The organism is Arcicella aquatica, assembly GCF_034928825.1.
GTDB classification, from domain to species: Bacteria; Bacteroidota; Bacteroidia; order Cytophagales; family Spirosomataceae; genus Arcicella; species Arcicella aquatica.
This window is the reverse complement of record NZ_JAYFUL010000006.1, coordinates 162,852-187,522: the sequence shown is the minus strand read 5'-3', so window position 1 is coordinate 187,522 and position 24,671 is coordinate 162,852. Positions and strand designations below refer to the sequence as shown.

16 protein-coding genes and 5 tRNA genes are annotated in these 24,671 nt (G+C 35.5%); 7 read left to right on the top strand and 14 right to left on the bottom strand.

Annotated elements, in window-relative coordinates; translation table 11 throughout:
* Positions 1-181: 181 nt before the first annotated feature.
* From VB264_RS05865 to VB264_RS05820, 10 genes are all read right to left on the bottom strand, one after another.
* Complete coding sequence (locus tag VB264_RS05865) at positions 182-3,418, bottom strand: PAS domain S-box protein (protein WP_323247586.1); 3,237 nt, start codon at positions 3,416-3,418, stop codon at positions 182-184.
* Between the two features lie 183 nt (positions 3,419-3,601).
* On the bottom strand, positions 3,602-3,787 hold the full coding sequence (locus tag VB264_RS05860) for a DUF2188 domain-containing protein (RefSeq protein WP_323247585.1): 186 nt from the start codon (positions 3,785-3,787) through the stop codon (positions 3,602-3,604).
* Between the two features lie 230 nt (positions 3,788-4,017).
* On the bottom strand, positions 4,018-5,667 hold the full coding sequence (locus VB264_RS05855) for a type I restriction-modification system subunit M (RefSeq protein WP_323247583.1): 1,650 nt from the start codon (positions 5,665-5,667) through the stop codon (positions 4,018-4,020).
* A 158-nt stretch (positions 5,668-5,825) separates the two neighbouring features.
* Complete coding sequence (locus tag VB264_RS05850) at positions 5,826-7,076, bottom strand: restriction endonuclease subunit S (RefSeq protein ID WP_323247582.1); 1,251 nt, start codon at positions 7,074-7,076, stop codon at positions 5,826-5,828.
* Positions 7,069-8,100 (bottom strand): PDDEXK nuclease domain-containing protein, encoded by a 1,032-nt coding sequence (locus tag VB264_RS05845; RefSeq protein WP_323247580.1) that lies wholly within the window; start codon positions 8,098-8,100, stop codon positions 7,069-7,071. Before VB264_RS05845 ends, VB264_RS05850 begins: the two co-directional genes overlap by 8 nt.
* 10 nt (positions 8,101-8,110) lie before the next feature.
* Positions 8,111-11,113: a type I restriction endonuclease subunit R gene (locus VB264_RS05840; RefSeq protein WP_323247578.1), complete on the bottom strand. Its 3,003-nt coding sequence runs from the start codon at positions 11,111-11,113 to the stop codon at positions 8,111-8,113.
* A 375-nt stretch (positions 11,114-11,488) separates the two neighbouring features.
* A tRNA-Lys gene (locus VB264_RS05835) sits at positions 11,489-11,561 on the bottom strand.
* A gap of 69 nt (positions 11,562-11,630) precedes the next feature.
* Positions 11,631-11,703, bottom strand: a tRNA-Lys gene (locus VB264_RS05830).
* A 71-nt stretch (positions 11,704-11,774) separates the two neighbouring features.
* Positions 11,775-11,847, bottom strand: a tRNA-Lys gene (locus VB264_RS05825).
* 69 nt (positions 11,848-11,916) lie between these two features.
* Positions 11,917-11,989: transfer RNA gene (locus tag VB264_RS05820), tRNA-Lys, on the bottom strand.
* A gap of 93 nt (positions 11,990-12,082) precedes the next feature.
* Here VB264_RS05820 and VB264_RS05815 point away from each other — a divergent pair.
* On the top strand, positions 12,083-12,820 hold the full coding sequence (locus VB264_RS05815; RefSeq protein ID WP_323247576.1) for a hypothetical protein: 738 nt from the start codon (positions 12,083-12,085) through the stop codon (positions 12,818-12,820).
* Positions 12,821-12,876: 56 nt separating this feature from the next.
* Here VB264_RS05815 and VB264_RS05810 read toward each other — a convergent pair whose 3' ends face one another.
* Entirely contained in the window at positions 12,877-13,686 is an 810-nt protein-coding gene (locus VB264_RS05810) for an SDR family oxidoreductase (RefSeq protein ID WP_323247574.1), read from the bottom strand.
* Between the two features lie 317 nt (positions 13,687-14,003).
* Here VB264_RS05810 and rlmD point away from each other — a divergent pair, with 317 nt between their 5' ends.
* Positions 14,004-15,416 carry a 23S rRNA (uracil(1939)-C(5))-methyltransferase RlmD gene (gene rlmD / locus VB264_RS05805; protein ID WP_323247572.1) on the top strand — a complete coding sequence of 471 codons (1,413 nt, stop codon included), beginning with the start codon at positions 14,004-14,006 and terminating at the stop codon, positions 15,414-15,416.
* A gap of 273 nt (positions 15,417-15,689) precedes the next feature.
* Here the strand turns inward: rlmD and dnaB are convergent, their stop codons facing one another.
* Positions 15,690-17,300, bottom strand: coding sequence for a replicative DNA helicase (gene dnaB, locus VB264_RS05800; protein ID WP_323247570.1), 1,611 nt, complete (start codon positions 17,298-17,300; stop codon positions 15,690-15,692).
* Positions 17,301-17,555: 255 nt separating this feature from the next.
* On the opposite strand from dnaB, the gene VB264_RS05795 reads away from it, so the two are divergent.
* The 4 genes from VB264_RS05795 (at position 17,556) to VB264_RS05780 (ending at position 22,120) form a co-directional block, all read left to right on the top strand.
* A complete protein-coding gene (locus VB264_RS05795; protein ID WP_323247568.1) occupies positions 17,556-18,518 on the top strand; it encodes a PhoH family protein in 963 nt (320 codons plus the stop codon).
* A gap of 113 nt (positions 18,519-18,631) precedes the next feature.
* Positions 18,632-19,930 (top strand): M43 family zinc metalloprotease, encoded by a 1,299-nt coding sequence (locus VB264_RS05790; protein WP_323247566.1) that lies wholly within the window; start codon positions 18,632-18,634, stop codon positions 19,928-19,930.
* A gap of 99 nt (positions 19,931-20,029) precedes the next feature.
* On the top strand, positions 20,030-20,662 hold the full coding sequence (locus VB264_RS05785) for a TetR family transcriptional regulator C-terminal domain-containing protein (RefSeq protein ID WP_323247565.1): 633 nt from the start codon (positions 20,030-20,032) through the stop codon (positions 20,660-20,662).
* Positions 20,663-20,791: 129 nt separating this feature from the next.
* Entirely contained in the window at positions 20,792-22,120 is a 1,329-nt protein-coding gene (locus VB264_RS05780) for an ABC1 kinase family protein (protein WP_323247564.1), read from the top strand.
* 60 nt (positions 22,121-22,180) lie between these two features.
* Here the strand turns inward: VB264_RS05780 and VB264_RS05775 are convergent, their stop codons facing one another.
* Positions 22,181-22,582 (bottom strand): DUF3127 domain-containing protein, encoded by a 402-nt coding sequence (locus VB264_RS05775; RefSeq protein WP_323247563.1) that lies wholly within the window; start codon positions 22,580-22,582, stop codon positions 22,181-22,183.
* A gap of 140 nt (positions 22,583-22,722) precedes the next feature.
* On the opposite strand from VB264_RS05775, the gene VB264_RS05770 reads away from it, so the two are divergent.
* Positions 22,723-22,806: transfer RNA gene (locus tag VB264_RS05770), tRNA-Leu, on the top strand.
* A gap of 52 nt (positions 22,807-22,858) precedes the next feature.
* Here VB264_RS05770 and VB264_RS05765 read toward each other — a convergent pair.
* Complete coding sequence (locus VB264_RS05765) at positions 22,859-24,658, bottom strand: M56 family metallopeptidase (RefSeq protein ID WP_323247561.1); 1,800 nt, start codon at positions 24,656-24,658, stop codon at positions 22,859-22,861.
* Positions 24,659-24,671: the final 13 nt, after the last annotated feature.

Genomic DNA, 24,671 nt, shown 5'->3' with positions numbered 1-24,671 from the left:
CCGTATTTATTTGTAGCCTCCTCAAAATTCATATATTACTATACTAAACATATAGGTTAAGTACCTATAAAGACTCCTGAAATATTTCACGTTCATCTAAATCATCATCAATCAAAAAGACAGTCTTCATCATTTGTTATCTAATATAAAATAGGAATGTATGGGTCGAAAATTACTTGTTTTATTCTTCTGGTATCACAAGAACAAATGTTGTTCCTTTTCCTTCCTCCGAAAATGCCTTAATATCTCCATTATGATTTTGTACAATTTTTCGACACATTGCCAGCCCGATACCAGTACCTGCGAATTCATTTTTGCCATGTAATCGTTGAAAAATATTAAAAATCTGCTCTGCATACTTTTGATTAAAACCTATTCCATTATCGATAACCTCAATTTTATAATAATCTAATGAATTATCGATAGAAAATAGTTTTTTATCGTTGTCATTAAGCTTGCTACTGATAACCTTAATGACAGGCTTAACATCCTGACGAGAATATTTCAAAGCATTAGATATTAAATTGCCAAACAACTGCCCCATTTGTAATGGAATAGCTTTTAATTTTGGTAAATTTTGGTAGATGATAGTAGCTTCTTTTTGTTCAATTGTCAAGTCAAAATCACTCAAGATATTCTCCATTACCTCCTCCAAATCTACAATTTCAATTACTTTGGTACTATTAGCTAATTCAGAAAAACCAAGCACATCTTTAATCAATGTTGACATGCGTTTTGCTGAATTACTTATTTTTTCAATGTATATTTTTACCTTTTCTGGGTCAGATGTGATATAATTTTCAAGCATCTGAATGAAGACCGATATTTTCCGAACAGGTTCTTGCAAATCATGCGAGGCAATGTAAGCAAACTGTTGCAATTCTTTATTATTTATCTCTAATTCTGCATTTGCTTGGCGTAATTCTGCCGTACTTTTTCTGATTTTAAATGTTAGTTCTTCTTGTAATTTTCTTTCTTTTGTTACGTCTTGGGCTGTGCCACTTAAATACGCTGGCATACCATCACTATTATAAAATACCCTTGCCGTTGCATGAATAATCCTTACCTGCCCCGTAACGCTGTTGATAATTGGATGCTCATTATCATAAATTCCCGAAGAACCTGGCATTATAGCAGCTTGGATTGCATCACTGACTAATTTTCTGTAATCATTAGGCAATGGATTATAAGCTTCATCCATCGTTTTGGTATCTTCAGTGAAGCCTAGCCAATCCATAAACCTTTTTGAATAAGAAAATGCTTTATTTCTAATATCAAGTTGCCATGTTGCTAGTTCGGCCAATTCAATAGCACCCGCTAAGGCAATACGTGTATCATCTAATTTTTGTGAGGCTAAAACCCGTTCAGTTACATCAACGGCAATATCCATAATACCATAAATATTTCCATGAATATCCCTGATTGGCTTATAGGTAAAATCAAAATAAAATGTACTTAATTTCCCATCTACTTCAAGGCGTGCTGGGGTAGAAACAGCTTCATAAGGCACGCCTGTTAAGTAAACTTCCTGCAATAATGAGAGAAATGGCTGACCAACTAATTCGGGGATGGCTATTTCAAGCGGTTTACCCATGATAGTTCTGTCTTTCCCCCAATATCCAATCATGATATCATTCGCAATCTCAATTTTCATATCCAATCCTGTAAAAAGGCATATTCCTACAGGAGCTTGCTTAATCATGAGGCTAAAACGTTCTTCGCTTTCCGTAAGTGCTTTTCTGCTTGCGATGATTTCATCCATGTCCATACAAAATCCTGCATAGCCAGCATACTTGCCACTCTCATCAAAAAATGGGTCTCCTGCTGCACGACACCATACTATTTTCCCAGTAGCTTTCTTAATCCTAAAAAGCACATCATAATGCGATAGCGAATTCACAGCTTCCTCAAAGACTTCCGCTGCCATTTGTCTGTCTTCTTCAATGATAGCGTTTGTCCAGCCTATCCCCAACAATTCTGAATAAGGCATGCCTGTCCACTCTACCAAAGTGTTATTCAAGTAGGTCAACATACCTTGTTTATCAGCTAGCCAAAGTCCAGTAGGTGAACTATCAGTCACATTTCTGAACATAGCATTTGCTTCACGCTTTGTTTGTTCCAGTCTATGCTCTGCTTGCTGTAATGCTACACGACTTCTTTCTCGTTCTGTAATATCTATGCCTGTTCCTGAGAATATCTTGGGATTGCCCTTAGCGTCAACAATCCTAGCTCCAGAAATGGCAATATGATGAATACTTCCGTCGTCCCAAATTACTCGTGGGGTATAATAAAATTTACCAGTTGTTAATCCTTGCTCAATAGCTTCAAGACGCAACCCTAAATCATCAGGATGGATATATTTAACAAAATCCATCCGTGATAAATCTTTAATTTTTGAACCAGATATAAGAGCAGCAAATTCAGGAGAATATTCTATATTATTAGTAGCAAAATCAACATTAAAAAGGCCCATACCCATATTATGTAGGGTGAGGTCAGTCAACTGTCTTGACCTCAAAATTTCATCATTAGCCTTTTTATGTTCTGTGATGTCCTGCAAAATTCCGTTAAAACGATAGGCTTCTTTATTCTCATTAAACCAAGCGCGTCCTTTGGCACGCACTATTTTTTCTTCTTTTGTGATAGGGTGAATAATCGTATATTCTATTTCATACTTCCCCCCTAATTCAAATTTTAAGGCATCCCCTATCGCTTTTATCACATTATCACGATCAGCTTCTGCTATTACGTCTGTTGCTATATTTAGGGCAATCTCATCATCGGGCTGTAATCCGAACCAACTTTTAAGGCGGTTATTTGCTGAAAATTTATTAGTGACTGGATTAAGGTCAAAAGTGCCAAGTTCGGCTGCTTCAATAGCGAATAATAGTTCATCCTTACTATTTTGAAGCTGTTTGTTATGGTTTACAGTATTGGTTGTTTCATTACAAACTACCAAAATACCCTCAATCTGACGGTCGTCTCCTCTTACTGGACTATAACTGAATGTCCAATACACATCCTCAAGTTTACCATTTCGATGTATAGGCAATAACATATTTTCATACCAGACACTTTCGCCAGTAGCTAATATATTAGAAATATGCGGAGCAAGAAAATCCCATATCTCAGGCCAGCAATCTTCCGCTCTTTGTCCCATAGCTTTAGGGTGTTTCCCCTGATCTCCAAAGCTTGGTCTATAGGCATCATTATAAAACTGGATTAGGTCATTGCCCCACCAAAGAAACATCGGGAATTTGGATGGCAATAATGTAGCCAAAGTATTCTTCAAATTTTCAGGCCATGTTTCAGGTCGTCCTAGAATATTTGAAGACCAGTCTAAATTCCTAATGATTTCGGCAGCTTCGCCACCGTTTTCAAGGAAGAAATAGTCGTCGGTAGTATTTTTAATTTCCAAGAATTAAGGTTGAATTAAGAGGATATGACGAATGCCTTGCCCTTTACAAAAAGAATGAAAATAAATTTAGCTAAAAATACAACAATTCCGACATCAAACATATTCATGTTGAATATTGTCTTTAGTTAATTCAAGCGATATATCATCAAATTATAGCTATAGGCAATAACATCCTTATTTTTTCTATTGCTTGTGCGAATCTTCTTTTTTTGCTAAAACTTCTCGGGCTTTTTTCAATCCCGTAGCAATAGCAAGCCCTTCTTCGGCACCGTCCTTTAATACCTCATTGGCTATCTCAACGGCTTTGTCCCTAACTTTCTTAGGTTGGTTTTTGTATGATGGCGGATAATCGCTCTTAGTCCATGGCATATTATTTATGTTTTTAGTGAAACAATCAACCCTATCTTTTATACGAAAACACTAGAGACCTCTCCTCTTTATAATATCAGAAGATAGTCCTCTCAATGGTGTTTTGATTAAAAAAACTAAAATAAAAACATTAAAAAATCATACCAGATAGAATACTACCATGCACAAAAAAAGCGATGAATCTGTGATATTATAGATTCATCGCTTCTTTTTGTGGAGAATTATTTTCTTTAAATTTGATTTAGTCCCAATTCTTTCAAAAATTCATTGTGTTTAGCTGTATTTATTTCTATGCTTTTGTTTATCTCCATTAGTTTGGCATTTACGTCATCTAAGCTAATTTGCACTTCGTCTATTGATGTACTTACATAACGAGAGATATTCAGATTGTATCCATTATTTTCGATTTCATCCATTGATACCCTTCGTGCATATCTTTCAATATGTTCGGGTCTGAACTGGTAGGTTTCTATAATTTTTTGAATATCGTTTGGTTCTCCATTTTCACCTTCTCTTAGCGTATTTTGTCTTTTCCCTTTCTCAAAATTTTCACTCGCATTGATAAATAATACATCATCGTGCTTTTTACATTTCTTCAAAACCAAAATACAAACTGGAATCCCTGTGGAATAAAATAAGTTTGAGGGTAAGCCAATTACAGTATCTATGTTATTATCTTTTAGCAACTTGGTTCTGATTCGTTCTTCAGCTCCACCACGGAATAATACTCCGTGTGGTAGGATGATAGCCATTGTTCCTTCTTTTCCCAAGAAGTGAAAGCCGTGTAATAAGAAAGCAAAGTCTGCTGCTGATTTGGGTGCTAAACCATAGCTTTTGAAACGAAAATCATCCGCTAAGGTATCATTGGGTTCCCATCTTAAACTAAACGGTGGATTAGCTACAATGGCATCAAATTCAACTTTTTTACTCGGATTCATCTCATTGAGTATATCCCAGTTATTCTCAAGGGTATCTCCATGAAATATTTCAAACTCGGTATCTTTCATACCGTGTAAAAGCATATTCATTCGGGCAAGGTTGTAGGTAGTAATGTTCTTTTCTTGTCCATATATTTTGCCCACACTTCCATCACTGTCTTTGATTCGTTTTCTTACATTGAGCAACAATGAACCCGAACCACAAGCCATATCTAATACCTTATTTAGTTTTTTCTTCTTTCCTGTCTTTGGCTCTTGACTATCTAAGGTTACAATTTCTGATAAAATGGTAGAAATTTGTTGTGGTGTATAAAACTCACCTGCTTTTTTGCCTGAGCCAGCCGCAAACTGACCAATCAAATATTCATAAGCATCGCCAAGTGTATCAGAATCAGTAGAAAAATCTGTAATACCATCAGCAATTTTCTGAATGATAATACAAAGTTTTTTATTTCGTTCTATGGCTGTTTTACCAAGTTTTTCAGAGTTTAAATTGATTTCAGAAAACAAGCCCTGAAATGAACCTTCAAATGACTCATTTTCGATATAATTAAAACCAGCTTCGAGGGTTAATAATAATTCATCATTCTGGGTTCGTGCTAATTCTGTAATGTTGCTCCATAGGTGTTCTGGCTGAATTACATAATGCACCTTTCTACGCATCTGTTTTTCAAATTCAGGTATATCTTCTTTATTTTCTGCATACCAAATCTGTAAAGGTGAATTGACCTTTATCTGCGACATTACATCTGGAGGCGTATTATCTGGATAATCCGAACCCAGTTCCTTTTTGGCAGCTTCTTCGTAATTATATGATAAGTATCTAAGGAAGAGGAATGAAAGCATATAATCCCTAAAATCATCCGCATTCATGGCCCCACGTAAATTGTCTGCTATATCCCAAAGGGTTTTCCCTAATTGTTGTTGGTCTTTTTGTGTCATTTTTTTGATTTAATTTCGAAGGGCTATTACCCTTCATTAAGATAGTACGCCCTTGCAGGGCTTGGCTGTGGGCTGTGCCCTTGCGAAGGGCTTATCTATGGTGAAGGACTTATGTGGCTAGAAGCCCCGTTGGGGCGTAATATACCGTATATCATCTTCTATTTTCCGATTTTTGGAAACAACCCTTGCATCAATCCTTGTTTATGTAGTTTTAACTGTTCTATTTTTTCTGCCTGTGCTGTGATTAATTCATCTAAAGAGGAAAGGCAAGAGGCAATTTTTTGTTGCTCTTCGAGTGAAGAGGGAAAAGGTAATTTAATTTCAGAAAAAGTCGATTTGTTGATAATAGGAACAGCATGATTTCCTGCAACTGAAGCTATTTCTGATGAATTTGCATCAAGTAAAGAATATAAAAAATCACTAGAATAGTCATTAAAAGCGACTAATGAATTTAATTGTTGGTTAGTAGCACAATTGAATTTGTTTTGAGCAACTTTTCCTATTGTAGAACCTATACAAACGAACAGAACACTTCCTGCTTTAATTTGTCTCGTCTTTGTAAATCCCAAATCTGTTAATGTAGTTTTCGTTTGACCGACAATTCTTTTATCACTTATATCCGCAGGCGAAACAAACATTTTATCTCCTCCATAATAAGCGGGTTCGTTGGTGCTTGGCGTACTGCCAGTAATTATTTCGGCAATATCCCCTAACTTCTTCTCCACCCATTCCACATCATTTTTAAATTCAGGAAACCGATGCTTAGGCACTGTCTCACCTTCTTGTGGAAAAAGGTTTTGCATCAAGCCTTTTTTGTGTTCTTTGAGTAACACTAATTTTTGGCTTTGGGCTGTAATTACTTCATCTAAGGAAGAAAGGCAGGAAGCGATTTTTTGTTGTTCTTCAAGTGTGGAGGGAAGAATAATTGAATATGATTTATATTCTTCTGCATTTATTCCTGGTTGTCCTGAACGTGTGGAGGTATTTGAAACCCATTTTTGATATTTTTCTGTTAAAGTTTGTGCATAAATGAAATATGGAACTTGCTTCTTTATTGCAAACCGAATTAAGAAACCAGCGAAATAAATTTTCTCATTTTCACTTTGATGTAAATAAGATTTTCCAACACTTGCTCCTGTTCTGGTAAAAAGCAAATCACCTACATTTACAAGGTATTTTTCATCTAATTGACCGTCTGGAGATGTTAAAGGATTAGGCAAAAACAATCTAGTGCTTTCATCAATATCTGTAATTCTTATGTATTTATTTTCTCCATCATATTCAACAGATGCAGCATTCATGCCATACATTACATTTTCTGTAACATCTCCCAACTTCTTCTCCTTCCACTCCTCATCTTTCACAAACTCTGGAAACCTCAATTCTGGCATTAATTTATCTTTACTCATTTTCTAATTCTGTGGCGTTTATTTCGTTCAGCACTAAGGCTTGTAATTCATTTTTCGGTAGCAGTAATTGGTATTCGGCTACCCCAATAGGTTTGTTAATGTCTTGCAATGCAATTTCCACATCTAAATGGTCTTTGTCGGCACAAAGAATAATACCTATAGATGGGTTTTCATTATCTCCTTTTTCTAATTTATCTAAAAGTGAAAGATAGAGGTTCATTTTTCCCACATATTCGGCTTTAAAGCTTCCAATTTTTAATTCAATAGCCACCAAAGACTGTAGTCCTCTATGGAAAAAAAGCATATCCACAAAGTATTCTTTGTGGTTGTATTCCAAGCGGTATTGGTTGCCTATAAACGAAAACCCTTTGCCTAATTCCAATATAAACGATTTAATTTTTTCTACTAATCGTTTTTCTAAACCTAATTCTTTAACGTGTTCGGTTATTCCTAAGAAACCAAGATTATAAGTATCTTTAAATACTTCGTTTGCATAATCGGCATCAATGGCGGGAAGCGTTTCGTTAAAATTATGCGATTTGATTTGTTTTTGGGCATAGGCATAACTGTCCATTTTTATGGCGTTGAGCAATATATCCCTGCTCCAACCTTTGGTTACGGCTTCATTGGCGTAATATGCAACGGCTTCAAGCGACTGAACTTTGTTAATTAACAGCAAATTGTGTCCCCAAGGCAAAACTGCTACGGCTTGTAGCAGTTTTTGGTCTGCCTGATAATAACGCTCATAAAACAGTTTCATATTCCATAAATTACGAGGCGACAAGCCCATATCTGGGAATTCGTATTTTAAATCTACAGAGAGTTGTTTTACAACGCCACTGCCGTAGCCTTCTTCTAATTGCTTTTCAAAGAGTAATTTGCCCAAATTCCAATACACAGAATTGGTGCTACTGTTTACCTGTTTTGCAATCAGGGTTCGGGCAGTCTTTATTTGACTGATGGCCTGATGTAAAATCTCGGTATAATCAGAATCGTTTATACTTGTTTGAGGTTTGTTACTCATGTCTAAAATTCTATTCATAAGCAGATAAACCGCCGATTTCTATGCCTTGAGCTAATTTTTTTAATTGTGGTACTAAATCTGCCATTAGTTCCAATTCTTTTACTCTACGTGCTTTCCAGCTCAACTCCAGAGGTGCTAAAAGGTCAGTGAGTTTTTCACCATCAAAAATCATTCGACTTAATATTTTTTCTACAAAGCTTTTCAGGTCAGCCGTTTGCAAGCCGTGTTTGTGTGCAATAGTTGCCAGTTCTTTGTTGTATTTTTCGTCTTTAAAATTTTCGTAGCCTTTTCGAAGCGATTCTACATCCTGTCCACTGTTCCAATCTAAACTATTGATGTACTCGGTTAAATTTTCTTGTTCGTCCATCAAGTTGGCATTAGCACTCAGCAAGCTAATTACCTGTGCTTTGGTCATTCTCTGCCTAGAAGGTTTTCTTTGTGTATTATCTGCAATCAAATTCATGATGTAGTCATAATCAATTATAGCAGAGGCAAACAATACAAATTCAAAATCCAATTGTTGAATTTCGGGCGGTGTGTTTTCATCATTTTTTTGTTGTATTTCCCTTAATTGTTTGGCAGTTTCTATGTACGAACTTCTAAACTCCTGCAAGGTTTCTGTTGGCAAAATAGCTTCAATGGTTGTTTTTTGCTGTTCTGTTATATCAGTGTATTGGTCAAGCTGGGTTTTCAACCTTTGCACCTCTTTAAAGTTTTTCACAAATGAAATCCGTGCTGCGTCGCCTTTCAGGTTATATACATCCTGTGGCTCGTTTACCAAGTTATGTCCCTGCATAAATACGCCTAAAGCTTCTACTGCTTTTTGGTATTTTTCAATCACCACTGGTGCAGTATCAACTAACCAAATTTGATTAGCTTTACCATCGTCCTCACCCGAGAAAAGCGTAATAGCATCATTAACGGCATCTTGCTGAGAACGAAAATCTAAAATATTACCGTAAGGTTTAGTATCGTTTAGTACACGATTAGTTCTTGAAAATGCTTGAATTAAGCCGTGGTATTTCAAATTCTTGTCAACATACAACGTATTCAAGTATTTACTGTCAAACCCAGTAAGCAACATATCAACCACTATTGTAACATCAAGTTTTTCACTGTGCGAAAGTTCTTTGTTAGTCCATTTCTGGTCTTTAATACGCTTTTGCACATCTTGGTAATACAAATCAAATTCGTTGATGCTGTGGTTAGTTTTAAATTGTTGATTATAGTCCTCAATAATTTCTGTTAATGCTTTTTTCTTCTCTTCAGGGTTTTGTTTGTTATCCTCACGTTCTTGTACCAAATCCTCCTGTAATTGCTTAATGTCAGCAGAATTTTTCTGACTTTGTTGGCTTTCTTGTTTTGCCATCAACTGAGCAGGTGGCGAGAACACGCAAGCGATATTTAAAGGGATATAATTAGGATGCTCAGATTGCTTCTTTTTCTGAATTTCCTTAAACAATTGATAGTACTCAATAGCATTATTGATATTAGCTGTTGCTAAGACGGCATTAAACTTTCTTGAATTGGTAGCTGCATCGTGTTTGTCTAAAATTGCTTCCACGATAGCTTTTTGGGTAAGGGATTCACTTGACTTTGGATTGTTTTCTCCTTTTCCTTTGAAGTAGTCGATGTGAAATTTTAGAACATTTTTATCTTCAATGGCATGAGTGATGGTATAAGCGTGTAATTGCTTTTCGAATATATCTTTTGTTTCTTTATATTTAGCCTCTTCACCGTTTCGTTGGATGTACGTTGCATTTTTTTCAAAAATAGGCGTACCAGTAAAACCAAATAACTGGGCATTAGGAAAAAACTCTTTAATTGCTTTATGGTTGTCGCCAAATTGAGAGCGGTGGCACTCATCAAAGATGAAAACGATACGTTTTTTTCTTAAAGGTTCTAATCGCTCTTTGTAGTTTTTATTTTGTGAGCCATCTAAAGCTAAACCCAATTTTTGAATGGTGGTAACAATCACTTTATCAGCATAATCACTAGAAAGTAAACGTCTCACCAAAGTCTCAGTATTGGTGTTTTCTTCCACACTTCCTTCCTGAAATTTATTGAACTCCTCCCGAGTTTGTCTGTCGAGGTCTTTACGGTCAACCACGAACAAGCATTTATCAATTTCAGGATTGTCTTTTAGGAGGGTTGAAGCCTTAAATGATGTCAACGTTTTGCCACTTCCTGTCGTATGCCAAATATACCCATTGCCTCTATTTTGTTGGATACAGTTGATAATCGCTTTGACAGCATAAATTTGGTAAGGTCGCATAACAAGCAACTTTTGCTCACTTTCAACCAAAACCATATACTTACTTATCATACTGCCCAAAGTACACTTCGTTAGGAATTTTTCAGTAAACAAATCAAGGTGGGTAATTTTCTTGTTGTTTTCGTCTGACAATTGATAAATGGGCAAAAACTGTTCGTCTGCATTAAAGGCAAAATGCTGATTCTTGTTATTTGCAAAATAATAAGTGTTGGTTCTGTTGCTCACGATAAACAACTGCATATAGCAAAGAAGAGAATTACCGTAACCGTTGCCCGGTTCGTTTTTGTAATCTACAATTTGTTGCATGGCCACACGTGGTGAAATACCCGAATTTTTCAGCTCGATTTGCACCACAGGTAAACCATTAATCAATAAAATGATGTCATATCGTTGATGACTATTTTCAGAATTAATTCGTAATTGACTGATAACTTCAAAGTCATTTTTACACCATTCTTTGTTATTGACCAAAGTGTAATGCAAAGGCGTTCCGTCTTCACGTTGAAAGTATTGTCTTTCACGTAAAAGTTTAGAAGCTTTGAACACATCCGTTTCAATGATTTCTTCCCTAAGTCTTAAAAATTCGTTTTCAGACAAACGAACACGATTAAGGGCTTCAAACTTAGTTTTGAAATTTTGCTCAAGGCTTTTTCTATCAATTATGTCGTGCCGATGAATGTATTTCAGCCCTTTCAGTTGCTCGATTAGGTTGTCTTCTATTAGGTTTTCTTTACTCATTTCTGTTGCAGTACATCTTTGGTGTTAACGTCCAGAACTTCTGTTATTTGATTCAAACCTTTAATGTTTGGTTGTCAAATATTTAGAGCTTCTCAATTAATTATGTGATAGTCTTTGTCTCACTTTTGTAAGCCAAGTTTGGAAAATATCATAATTGTTTAATTCAGCTCAGTCATTGGTTAATTAAATACATAGTGTCAAATATAGCAAAATGTACTTATAAAAAATACTAATAGAGAGATGGCAGACAATGATTTTCAAGAATCGAAAGATTAAGGGCTAGGGAAGGCAATTGAATAATTCAGCCCATAAGAAGTGATAATACCAATAAGTTAAAAATGAGGTAAGTATTATTTTTAAAATTAGTAGCTTCTGTGATCCCGCTGGGACTCGAACCCAGGACCCATACATTAAAAGTGTATTGCTCTACCAACTGAGCTACGGAATCTTCAAACCGAAGTTTGTATATATAAAATGTGCGCGCTGGCACGAAGGAAGATTACCACTGGTAACCTTGTGATCCCGCTGGGACTCGAACCCAGGACCCATACATTAAAAGTGTATTGCTCTACCAACTGAGCTACGGAATCTTCAAACCGAAGTTTGTATATATAAAATGTGCGCTCTGGCACGAAGGAAAGATTACCACTGGTAATCTTTGTGATCCCGCTGGGACTCGAACCCAGGACCCATACATTAAAAGTGTATTGCTCTACCAACTGAGCTACGGAATCGGTAATTAAAATTATTTTTTTGGGTAAAAAAAGCCATCGCTTTAGCAAAAGCGATGGCTTTTTCCTTTGTGATCCCGCTGGGACTCGAACCCAGGACCCATACATTAAAAGTGTATTGCTCTACCAACTGAGCTACGGAATCATTTGCTATTTTAAGAAACAGACTAAACATCTTTTGTTTTTGTCATATTGTTTCCCTTAATTGCGGTGCAAAACTACGATTATTAAGAATACAATGCAAGCATACTATCTAAAAAAAGTCATATTTTTTTTATGTTTTTCTTTAGCATTTCTACAACTAGCTTATTCTCAAAGCAATGTAGCAACACTGAAAAAAGCAGACTCACTGTATAAAGCTGATAATTTCTCTCAGTCAGAGGGAATTTATGAACAACTTTTGCCTTCAATCGAAAAACCTTCAACTGCATTATTTTTAAAATTGGCCTTTTTAAAAGAAAAAAAAGGAGATTTTTTAAAAACACTGTATTACCTAAACAAGGCCTATCAACAAGACCCCAACGAGAAGATTTTATCAAAACTCAATGAAATAGCACAGCTTCATGAATTAAAAGGATATGAATTGAATGATTTTAATTTCCTTATCCTATTTTATAAACAGTATTCTGGTTTCTTGATTGGTACCATGCTTGTGTTAAGTATTTATATTTTCTTTGTGTTGTTTACCAAGAGATACAAAAACAATCATATTCCTCTGGGTCAAAAAATATTTTTACTGATTTACATCATCGGCATTGGTATATTATTAAATCTACCTGATAAATACCATCAAGGCATTATTAAAAGAGATGGCGTTTTGTTAAGAGCTGAACCCTCGGCCGTAGCGCCAGTGGTGTCTATCATAGATAGAGGTCATCGTTTGAACTTAATCGGAGGAAATGATATTTGGAAACGTGTATATTGGAACGACAAATTCCTGTATTTAAAAGAAAGTGACATTTGGCTAGTAGAATGAACATTCGGTTAATTTTCTAAAAAGGCTAATTCTGCTCAGAATTAGCCTTTTTAGCTTTATTTTTTCAATGGAGAATCTTTTTCTTTAGCCAAAGCATTAAACACTAAATTATCAGTTAACGATGGCAACCATTTATTGATAAACACTGTAAATTTCCCTTGTAATGTTAAAACTAAATCTCTTTTACGATGTTTTACAGCATATAAAATTCTATCAGCTACTTCTTCCGAACTCATCATATTCCCTTCATCACGCATAGATTCTCCTTTCGAGTTTCCGTCTGCTCCTAAGGATGCTACCCTGATATTAGAAGCCGTAAAACCTGGGCAAGCTGTTAAAACGTGTACGCCTGAGTGTAAAAGCTCTGTGCGAAGTCCTTCTAGAAAACCATTCAACGCAAATTTAGATGCTGAATAGCCAACCCTTACTGGCAAACCTCTATATCCTGCAATGGAAGAAATTCCTACGATTGAGCCTTTCGTTGCTTTGATATATGGTAAAGCATATTTTGTAATATAGACTGTTCCAAAAAAGTTAATATCCATTACTTTTCTGATAACCTCAGTATCGCAGTCTTCAAACATGGCTCTCATGGATACGCCTGCATTATTGATTAAAATATCAATTTTACCATAAGCAGCAATTGTTTTCTCAACAACATCTTGATTGTCGCTTTCAATACTTACATCAGAAACAATGGGTAAATTTTCGATTCCACTTGCTGTAAGCGCTTGACTTGTTGCTAAAAGTGCCTCTTGTTTTCTACCTGTAATAACAATTTTTGCACCTTCACGACCAAAAGCAAATGCCATTGCTTTTCCGATACCAGATGATGCCCCTGTAATAATAACAACCTTACCTTTCATAATAAAATTTGTTGCGACGTTTCTTAAAATGGTATAAATGTTATTGAAGTTGTTTAAACTTTTCCTTTCGGGTTAAACTAAGTCTTTTAGAATAGCTTGTTCCAAAATTTACTCAACGTAGCGATGCTATGCTTCCCAAATTTTGAAACAAGCTATTCTAAAAGACAATACTTTCACCACAGAAACCGAAAGTTTAAACAGCTTCATTGATAAACATTTATAATACTTGTCCTTAATACTACAAAATTCAACTAAGTTTCTGAAAACTCCTTGCTGATTGTCAATAATAATTTCAATACTTCGTATTTTTGCAAAGTATGAAAAAGAAAAATAAAGAAAATATCATTTTTGAAAATGTATTAATTGAAAACTTTGCTTCTGAAGCAAAGTGTATCAGTAGAATTGAAGATAAAGTAATTTTTATTGAAGGGCCTGTAGCACCGGGAGATTATGCTGATTTAAGAGTATTGAAATCGAAGAAAAGCTTCATGGAGGCGGTGGCTTTTAACATTCGTCCCAACTCACATTACCGTACCCAAACAATTTGTTCTCATTTTGGTACATGTGGTGGTTGTAAATGGCAACACATTGATTATCAAATACAATTAGACTTCAAATACAAACAAGTAGTAGATGCCTTAGAAAGAATTGCGAAAGTAGATTTACCTGAAATTAAGCCTATTTTTCCCTCTGCTGAAAAATTTTATTATCGTAATAAGCTTGAATATACCTTCTCGCAAAACAGATGGTTAACACAAGAACAGATTAATTCGGGAGAGTCTTTCTCAAGAAATGCTTTAGGCTTTCATATCCCTAAGCGTTATGATAAAATATTAGACATCGACCATTGCTACTTACAACCAGACCCTTCGAATGCCATCCGATTGGCTTTGAGAGATTTTACGGCTAAACATAATTTAGACTATTATGAGCAAGTTCGCCAAGAAAAAGGGGCTTTAAGAAACCTGATTATCAGGACTGCCAGTTCGGGGGATTTAATGGTCGTAGTTCAATTTGCCTACTGCCAGCCAGAGGATATTGATTTAGTAATGAATTTCCTTGCGGAGACTTTCCCTGAAATCACTTCCTTGAATTATGTTATCAATACCAAAGGCAATGATACATTCTTTGATTTAGAGATTATAAACTTTAAAGGTTTACCATACATTATTGAGGAAATGGAGGATTTAAAGTTTAGAGTAGGCCCAAAATCTTTCTTTCAGACCAATTCAAAACAGGCGTACGAATTATATAAGATTACGCGTGAATATGCTGATATCACAGAAAATGATTTTGTGTACGACCTTTATACGGGTACTGGAACAATTGCTAATTTCGTAGCGCGTCAAGCCAAAAAAGTAATAGGATTAGAATACGTTGAAATGGCTGTGGAGGATGCTAAAGTAAATTCGCAGATTAATAATGTGACTAACACAGAGTTTTATGCGGGTGATATGAGGAAATTATTGAGTAGTGAGTTTGTAAACAAACACGGAAGACCAGACATTGTTATTACTGACCCACCACGTGCAGGAATGGACGAGCCTGTAGTAAGGACACTACTAGAGGCTTCACCTAAACGAATTGTTTATGTAAGTTGTAATCCTGCTACTCAGGCAAGAGATTTAGCGCTGTTAGACGAAAAGTATCAAGTAACTGCTGTACAACCTGTAGATATGTTTCCACAGACGCATCATGTAGAGAATGTTGTTAGATTAGATTTACGTTAACATACATGAGTCATCCCGAATTTTCTCTTGGAAAAGCAAGTTTTAAAAGATTTTAATGTTTTTTGGATTTATTCTCGTCCTTACTTTTTGCCTTGATGCAAAAAGTAACAAAAAAATCAAGAATTCCTAATCGCAACGGCGACCCGTCTCGCTTCGCTCAAACAGTAGGAATTCGATACCCATCAATCATAAAAAAGCGGTCGAAATTTGTTTTTCGACCGCTTTTTTATGATTTTAAAATTCGGGATGACTCATGTTTATGCATTAATATTTTTAAAAAGGAACATCTTGGTTCGGCGAAGTAGTTCCGAAAGGAGAACCCGTATTTTGAGATGGCAAATTATTAATTTTGCTACCCAACATTTTACCACCACCTTCAAAAGCGGCCGCAGGATTATCTATCTGCTGGAAAGATTGAAGACTATCACCTGCATAGCCCATATAATCACCAGCATCTAAATCACAATATTTTGTATATTTCCCTATAAATCTTAATTGAACAGTATCTAATGAACCCGCACGGTTTTTAGCGATAATCAACTCTCCTATTCCAGCTACCGAATTACCTGATTCATCTTGTGTAATACCATAATAATCTGGACGATAAATAAACATTACCATATCAGCATCTTGTTCAATCGACCCTGATTCACGTAAATCTGACAATTGAGGCTTTTTATCTCCCCCTCTCGTTTCTACGGCACGACTCAATTGCGATAGTGCAATCACAGGTACGTTCAATTCTTTAGCAAGCTGTTTTAATGAACGAGAAATATTCGCAATCTCTTGTTCACGGTTACCTGTGCCTTTTCCGCCAGAGTCGCCAGACATTAATTGAAGATAGTCAATCACAATCATCTGAATATCATGTTGAGCTTTCAAACGACGTGCTTTAGCTCTTAACTCCAAAATAGACAATGCAGGCGTGTCATCAATAAAAATCGGTGCATTGGTCAATTTACCAATCTTCGCATGCAATTGTGCCCATTCGTGTGGAGCTAGATTTCCTTTTCTTAATTTATCTGATTCTAGTTCTGCTTCTGCTGAAATCAAACGATTGACCAACTGAACAGACGACATCTCTAATGAAAAGAAAGCTACTGCTTGCCCATGGTCCACAGCAGCATTTCTACAAGCTGATAAAATCAAGGCTGTTTTACCCATACCTGGGCGGGCAGCAATAATAATTAATTCTGTTTTCTGAAAGCCAGAAGTAACCCTATCCAAGGCCGTAAAGCCCGTTGGTACGCCTGTTAAGCCTTCTTTTTGATTTTTCTTTAACTCAAGTTCTAATAAGGCCGAACGCATAATCTGCCCCATATCAGAATAATTCTTCCTGATGTTGGCTTCCGAAATCCTAAAAAGTTCTTGCTCAATTTTATCTAACAACATGAATACGTCGGTAGTATCTTCATAAGCCATTTTCTGAATCTCAGATGATACCGTAATCAATTGTCTTTTTAGCGAGTGTTCAACTACAATTCTGGCATGAAACTCTATATTGGCTGCTGAATTTACTCTTTGTGTCAACTCAGCTAAATATTGTACACCCCCTGCTATTTCTAATTCCCCTGTCGTAACTAATTGATTTTTAACCGTTAATAAGTCAATAGGTTCTGAATTAGCAAATAATTGCGTAATAGCCCCATAAATTCTTTGATGGGCTTCTTTATAAAACGATTCAACTTTTAATATATCAATTACATCTGTTAATGCATCACGCTCTAACATCAAAGCCCCTAACACAGCTTCTTCTAAGTCTGTCGCTTGGGGCGGGATTTTACCTAATCCAGTATCCAACCACCTGTTTTGAGCAGAGATTCGTCCACCGGCATAATTACCGTTTTTTTTATAATTTCCGTTATTTTGATTTGTTTGTTCCATTCTCAGTATTCAAGCCTTCTTATCCAGATTTTACAAATTTTAAAATATTTCAAAAAGGAGATTTTCTTTACGCAACACAATTTTACAAAGAAATTCTTAGAAAACCGAAAAATATAAAACCATAGATTTCATAATTTATTGATAATCAAAGTTTAAAATCATTGAATGAGATTTAATCTAAAATTATGCAACAATTGACGCATTTTTTTATTAAGTTTAAGTAGAATATTATTCAAACTTTAACATATTTCAGATTTGACAGAAAAAATAATTACCTTAGAAGACCTTGAGTTGGTTGGTTTTCTTGGTGTTGAAAACAGTAATATCAAACAAGTTGCTGCGGCATTTCCTCAAAGTAAAATCATTTCTCGTGGAAACGAAATTACCATCCGAGGCTCATTGCCAGAAATAGTAAGAATAAACGAAATCTTGGATTCACTCATCCAACACTACCAAAAGTATGGCAAGATTTCAAAAGAGCAAGTTCAATCCTATCTTACTCTTGAGAAAAACCCTACTACTGAACCCAATGTACATCTGAAAGAGGAAGACGATGTATTATTATATGGCACCAAAGGGGTAGTTATTAAAGTAAAAACCCCTAACCAGCAAAAAATGGTTGAGGCGGCTTCAAAAAATGATATTGTTTTCGCCATTGGGCCTGCTGGAACTGGAAAAACATATACTGCTGTTGCGATTGCGGTAAAAGCTTTAAAAAATAAAGAAGTAAAAAAAATAATCATTACTCGTCCTGCTGTGGAGGCTGGGGAGAATCTAGGCTTTTTGCCGGGAGACCTAAAAGAGAAAATAGACCCATATCTTCGTCCTATTTATGATGCGTTAGACGATATGATTCAGCCTGAAAAGCTGAAATATTTTATCGAAAATAGGGTTATTGAAATCGCTCCGTTAGCATATATGCGTGGGAGAACACTCAATAATGCTTTTATCTTGTTGGATGAGGCACAAAATACCACACCCATGCAAATGAAAATGTTCTTGACAAGGATGGGGATTCAATCTAAAGTAATTATTACTGGTGATAAAACTCAAATTGACTTACCAACTAAAGTAAAATCGGGTTTGGCGGAAGCTAGCAGAATACTAGATAACATCAAGGGGATTGCTTTTGTAGAATTAGATGGCAAAGATGTGGTTCGTCACCGCTTAGTTCGTGACATTATCATGGCTTACGAAAAATCAGAAGCACTGAAATAACATTCCAATAAATTACACGACTCTCACTAAAACGGCTTTAATTTGTATTTTTTTATAAAAAAATGCAGGTTAAAGCCGTTTTTATATTCAGTAATCAAAAACAATTATCCAAAATGAAAAAACTATTATTCATATTAATCATATTAATGCCTTCTATGTTGTTGGCACAAGATAAATGTGGTGTTGCATTAGATGATAAAAAAATGCAAGAAAAATATAGTGATTGGAATCAACGAAAATCTTTGTTTGAAAGCCAAATTCAAGTAATACAAAATCAACGTAAAAACAGCCTTGCCCGCATAGAAGATAAAATTTACACCATTCCCGTGGTTGTCCATGTGATTCACAACAACGCAAACAATGTTATCGGAGGTGCAAACAACATAAACATTGCTGACGCACAGATAATGTCGCAGATTCAGATTTTGAATGAAGATTATAGAAAAAAATTGGGAACAAATGGCTACAATACCAATGCTGTAGGGACGGACATGGAAATAAATTTCAAATTAGCTGACAGAGACCCGAATAATAATCCCACTACTGGCATTACCCGTACTTATGTAAGACAGAATGGGTTCTCTTTTGTAGAGGAAAAAACCAAGATTGCCGCCCTTATTCAATGGGATAATACAAAGTACTTGAATATTTGGGTAACCCGTGGTAATAATGGTGTGATAGGCTATGCGAGCTTCCCTTATGATAGCAAATTAGAGGGCTTAGGCGCTACTACACAAAATATTAGTGACCAAGAATTGTTTGATGGCGTCATTATTGATTATAGAAACTTTGGGAATTGTTGTGGAACATTAAGTCAGTCTTATAACTTAGGTAGAACCACCACGCACGAAGTTGGCCACTGGCTGGGTTTATTACATCCTAATGGCGATGAGTATTGTGGTACTGACTATTGTAATGATACACCTCAAATTGAAAGCTTGAATTTAAATACAACCTGTGATAAATTAACGTCTAATTGTAATAGTATTAGTATTACCAATATGATTGAAAATTATATGGACTATTCGCCTGATAGATGTATGAATGTATTTACAGTTGATCAAAAGAATAGAACCAGAGCAGCGCTAAGCTTGAGTACGAAAAGGAAGCTATTATTAGATAATGCGGAGCCACTCACCGACTCGGAACGATTGCAAGTAACAGTAACGCCCAATCCGATTAATCCTACGGTTAATGGTAATATTAAATTGAAAGTAACCTTTAAAGATGAAAAAGATTTATTCATTCAATTGCATGATTTAAGAGGTATTTTAGTAGAAGAGAAAGTCTTGACACAACAAAGAAGTGGTTATTATTATTTTGAATCAGAATCGCTTGCTTCGGGCTACTACATCGTTAATGTAACTGCTGCTGGTGAGACTGTATCAAAAAAGATTGTAATTACACGGTAATTTATTGCAGAAAATAAGAACAAAGTTCTTCAACTATATGTTGTTAAATCAATAAGTTGGTGTTAAAATCGTTGTTGATGAATTACAAAAATTAAAATCATGGATAAAACAGAAAAAATCAAGCAAGCCTATATTGAGTATTTTCTTGAAAATGGAAATCAACCTCCTTCTGTATTTGCTTTTACAAAAAAGCTGAAAATGAAAGAGAGTGATTTTTATGAGTATTATAATTCGTTCGAGCTATTGGAAAGTGATATTTGGCTAGGTTTTTTTAAGGAAACAAAGGCTAAAATTGAAGCTGAAGAAATCTACGCTACGTATAGTGTTCGTGAAAAGCTTTTAGCATTTTACTACACATGGGTTGAAGTACTAAAACAACACAGAAGCTATACTACAGAGACGTGGCGTCAGATTGATAAACGTAGACTAAAAACGCCTGCTTTTATGGTTGACTTAAAAGTAGCATTTAAAGATTTTACCCGTGATTTAATCTTTGAAGGAAAGGAAAGTAATGAGGTTCAACCTAGGAAATTTATTGATGAAAGATACCCAGATGCCTTCTGGTTACAGTTCTTAATGGTACTTAATTTTTGGGTAAAAGATAAGACAAAAGACTTTCAACAAACAGATGCAATGATTGAAAAGTCGGTCAATACCTCATTTGATTTGATGGCTTCATCAGCATTAGACTCTGTCATCGACTTTGCAAAATTCATGTTTCAAAACAGATAATAGGAAAAATATATTCTCAATGTTTAATTTAGGATTACAACCATAACATATTTGATAGTCAATAATTTAATATTTTAACATATTTATTATTTGGCATTCAAAACATGGATATAGATTTTCTCTATGATAATGAAAGAACAAAATTCAATACCAACTTCTAAAGTTGCACGTGCTACAAAATTTGTAAAAACAGGCGTAAAAATTGGTGGCAATTATTTAAAACATAATGTCAAAAAAATGATTGATCCCACCATAAGTCGCGATGAATTACACCAAGACAATGCAACTGACATCTACTCGTCTTTGAGTGAGATGAAGGGTTCTGCCCTCAAAGTTACGCAAATGTTAAGTATGGACAAAGGAATGTTGCCAAGAGCTTACAGAGAAAAATTTGCGATGTCTCAATACTCTGCGCCACCTCTTTCTGGTCCTTTAGTAATGAAAACATTTAAGAAATATTTTGGCAAATCACCCCTTGAGCTTTATGATACCTTTGAGATAAATGCTAGTAATGCAGCCTCTATCGGACAGGTTCACAAGGCTACAAAAAATGGCAAATCGTTAGCCGTTAAAATACAATATCCAGGTGTTTCAGAAAGCATTGGTAGTGACTTAAAAATGATTCGCCCGATTGCCATTGCCATGTTTGGTTTGAATGAAAATGATGTTGATAGGTATATGGGCGAAGTAGCTGAAAAGCTAATTGAGGAAACCGATTATTTTTTAGAATTAAAACGCTCGGTGGAAATATCAGAGGCTTGTGCACATTTAAATGGCTTATTCTTTCCAAAATATTACCCAGAGTTATCGTGTGAGAAAATCTTGACAATGGATTGGCTGGATGGTCTTCACTTAAACGAGTTTTTGAAAACAAATCCATCTCAAGAAATTAGGAATCAGATAGGGCAAGCTCTCTGGGATTTCTATGATTTTCAGATACATACACTCAGACAAGTACACGCAGACCCACATCCAGGGAATTTCTTAATGACAAAAGAAGGTACAATGGGCGTAATTGATTTTGGATGTATAAAAGTAATTAATGATGAATTCTATGATAATTACTTTGCCCTGCTCAATTTTGATAACTTAGATGATAATGAGAAAACAGAAGAGATTTTCAAAAAATTAGATTTTATCACAAAGGTCGATTCACCAAAAGAAGCTGTATTCTTCAGGGATTTGTTTAAAGAAATGATTTTTTTGCTAGGCAAACCTTTTGCAGTAGAAGAATTTGATTTTGCCGACGACAATTATTTTGAAAGCATTTATTTATATGCAGAGAAATTGCAAAACCTTGAGGAACTAAAAAGCTCTAAAGTAGCTCGTGGTTCACAACACGGATTGTACATTAATCGTACATATTTTGGCTTGTATTCAATCTTGAATGAGTTGAGAGCAAAAGTGACTACAACTCGTCCAGAATGGCTCAGATCGCAAGCATTGAGCCTTTGCTAATTTTTTTAGGCGTTAGTAACATCCATAAATGAGCTATTAACGCCTAAAATTTTTTCTTGTTTAGAAAGGTAAATCCTGATCATCTTCGCTGAACGAAGGCAAGTCTGCAGCAGGAGTAGCAGGCTTAGCAGGAGCTGATGGTCTTGAAGAAGCCGCAGGAGATGACCCCGCTGATTGGCTTGGAGCATCACTCGCTAAATCAATTCTATAAGCTCTTAAATCGGTGTACCATCTTTCATTATACTCGCGTGATTCTACGCTAAATGTTACTTTCAGCTTATCGCCCAAAGAAAACGTTTTTAAATCCGCAGATTTGTCACCCCATGCAGTAAAACAAGCTTTTTTAGGATATTGCTCTTCCGTTTCAAGGACAAAATCTTGTTTAACCCAAGCACCATTTTTTCCTTGACCACTCACTTCTGGGAGTACTTTTATCAAACTACCTTCAAATTCTAATGCCATTGTGATATTTTTTTTATTTTTTCCTTAATTGTATCCTTGATTCTCAATGGTTTAATTAAACCAACCGCTAACATGGTTGTCTAGCCTCTGAAAATCTTTGCAATTAAGTAAATTTTCTTTAATTTCGCACCATCAAAAAAGGCAATGTGGTGGAATTGGTAGACACGCTACTTTGAGGTGGTAGTGGGAGTTATCCTGTAGGAGTTCGAGTCTCCTCATTGTCACATAAAAAAACATCTTTGGAAAATTCCAAAGATGTTTTTTACTTTCTGTCTATTATTGTTTTTTCACTGGGGGTGCTGGCGGTGCCGCAGGGGGTGCCGGTGGCGATGGTGGTTCTGGTGCATCTGGCATCGAAACGTTGATATCACCTTTCATTTTATTTCTTATCGAAGCTGGTAAATACTTTTGAATTTCTTTTGCATGCAATTCTATTTCCTTTCCTAATGCTTCTATGGGTTTTGCTTGAAATTCAATTAGTTTACTTAAACTATCCATCGGAGCACTATGAATATTCATCTTCTCTCCTATCTTTCCCATTTCAGCACCATACTTTTCAATCTGATCTTCCAATACTTTCATCTGTTTTTCCATTTGCTTCATTTCAAGCTCAGCATTTTTCTTTGCCTGCGAACCTTCTTTCAGATTAATCATATTCATAGCAATTTTGCCTTGTTTTTCGCCTAGTTTACCTAGCTGACTACCAAGTGTCGAAACCTTTGCTGAAAAATCATTAATAGGTTTACTTTGCTCATTTATTTTTTGACTGTATTCGGAAATTTCTTTTGAAAGTGCCTCTATCTTTTGAGAATGAGGTTCCATTTGTTTTTCCAACTTGTCAATTACCTGTAATTCTTGGGCTACTTTAATACTATCTTGACCTGATAGAATAATTCTTTCCCCATTGAAATATAAATTTCCATCAGAAATATTAAAATTATTATTGAAGTCATGTCTAACAATCTTAATTCCTTTTTTAGGAGGCTTAGGTGCCTTAGGGCTTTTGGGGGCTTTCGGAGGCTCAGGAACAGTTTGTGCCTCTGCACTGTTTGGTAAATTAACAAAAACTAATGTTGTGAGGGCAAATAATGACATCACAATAATCCCTGCATAATTTACTGATTTCACTTTTTTTACTCCTAAAATTCTCTGTACTCTACCTAGTAGAGTTTGTTTTTTTCCTGCAAATCCCATGGCTAATGTTAGGTTTGTTTGTTGTTGAAAAATTTCGACTTTTGTAAGTGCTTTTACTAAATGAATGTTGTTTCCACATAATTCAATGGCTAAATCATCACAGCAATTTTCTCTTTCTTCGCGAATCTTAGCTGAAATCCACCAAGTAACTGGGTGAAAAAAGAAAAGTATTTCTACAATTGATTGCACGATATTAATCAAATAATCATGTCGTTTGATATGCGCTAATTCATGGGCCAATATGGCTTCAATCTCTTTGTTGGATAAGCCCGTCAGTAAACCAATAGGTAATAATATGACAGGTTGCAAAAAGCCAATCGTCATAGGAGTAGTCGCCAGTGATGACTCTAGTAGGTTAATCCCTTTACCAATATTTATTTTCTTCAATAGTTCGTTGAAAATATTCAAAGTGTCGCCGTGTACAGACTTTGTGTGTTTCCAACGCAGTTGTTCCGTATAAATATACCCTCCCATTAAACGAACCGACAGAAACACGGTACCTATCAACCAAGCAGATACTAATAAATTCAGATTGTTTGAAAGCAACAGTTGGAAATCATTCCATAGATTAGGACTTGAAGAAAGCGTAGAGGCATTAGTTATGTTAGTTTGCGTAAGCTTGTCAAAAGTAAAATTACTTTTAGTGCTCAAATAAACTGTGTTTTCTTCAAAAACCATCAAAAATGTAGCAACTGTAGCTAATAATTGACTAAACAATCCTGCAAAACTCAACCAATATCTTTTAGTAGCCGACTTCTTTGATATCAACAAAGCAACTTTTAAGACAATAGCAATGATAATCAATTGCCACACTGAGTGAAGTAAAGTCCAGCCTATGGCTGTCATTACATTTTCTGGAAAAAAATTCAACATTAATTTCATTGATTTAGAAAGG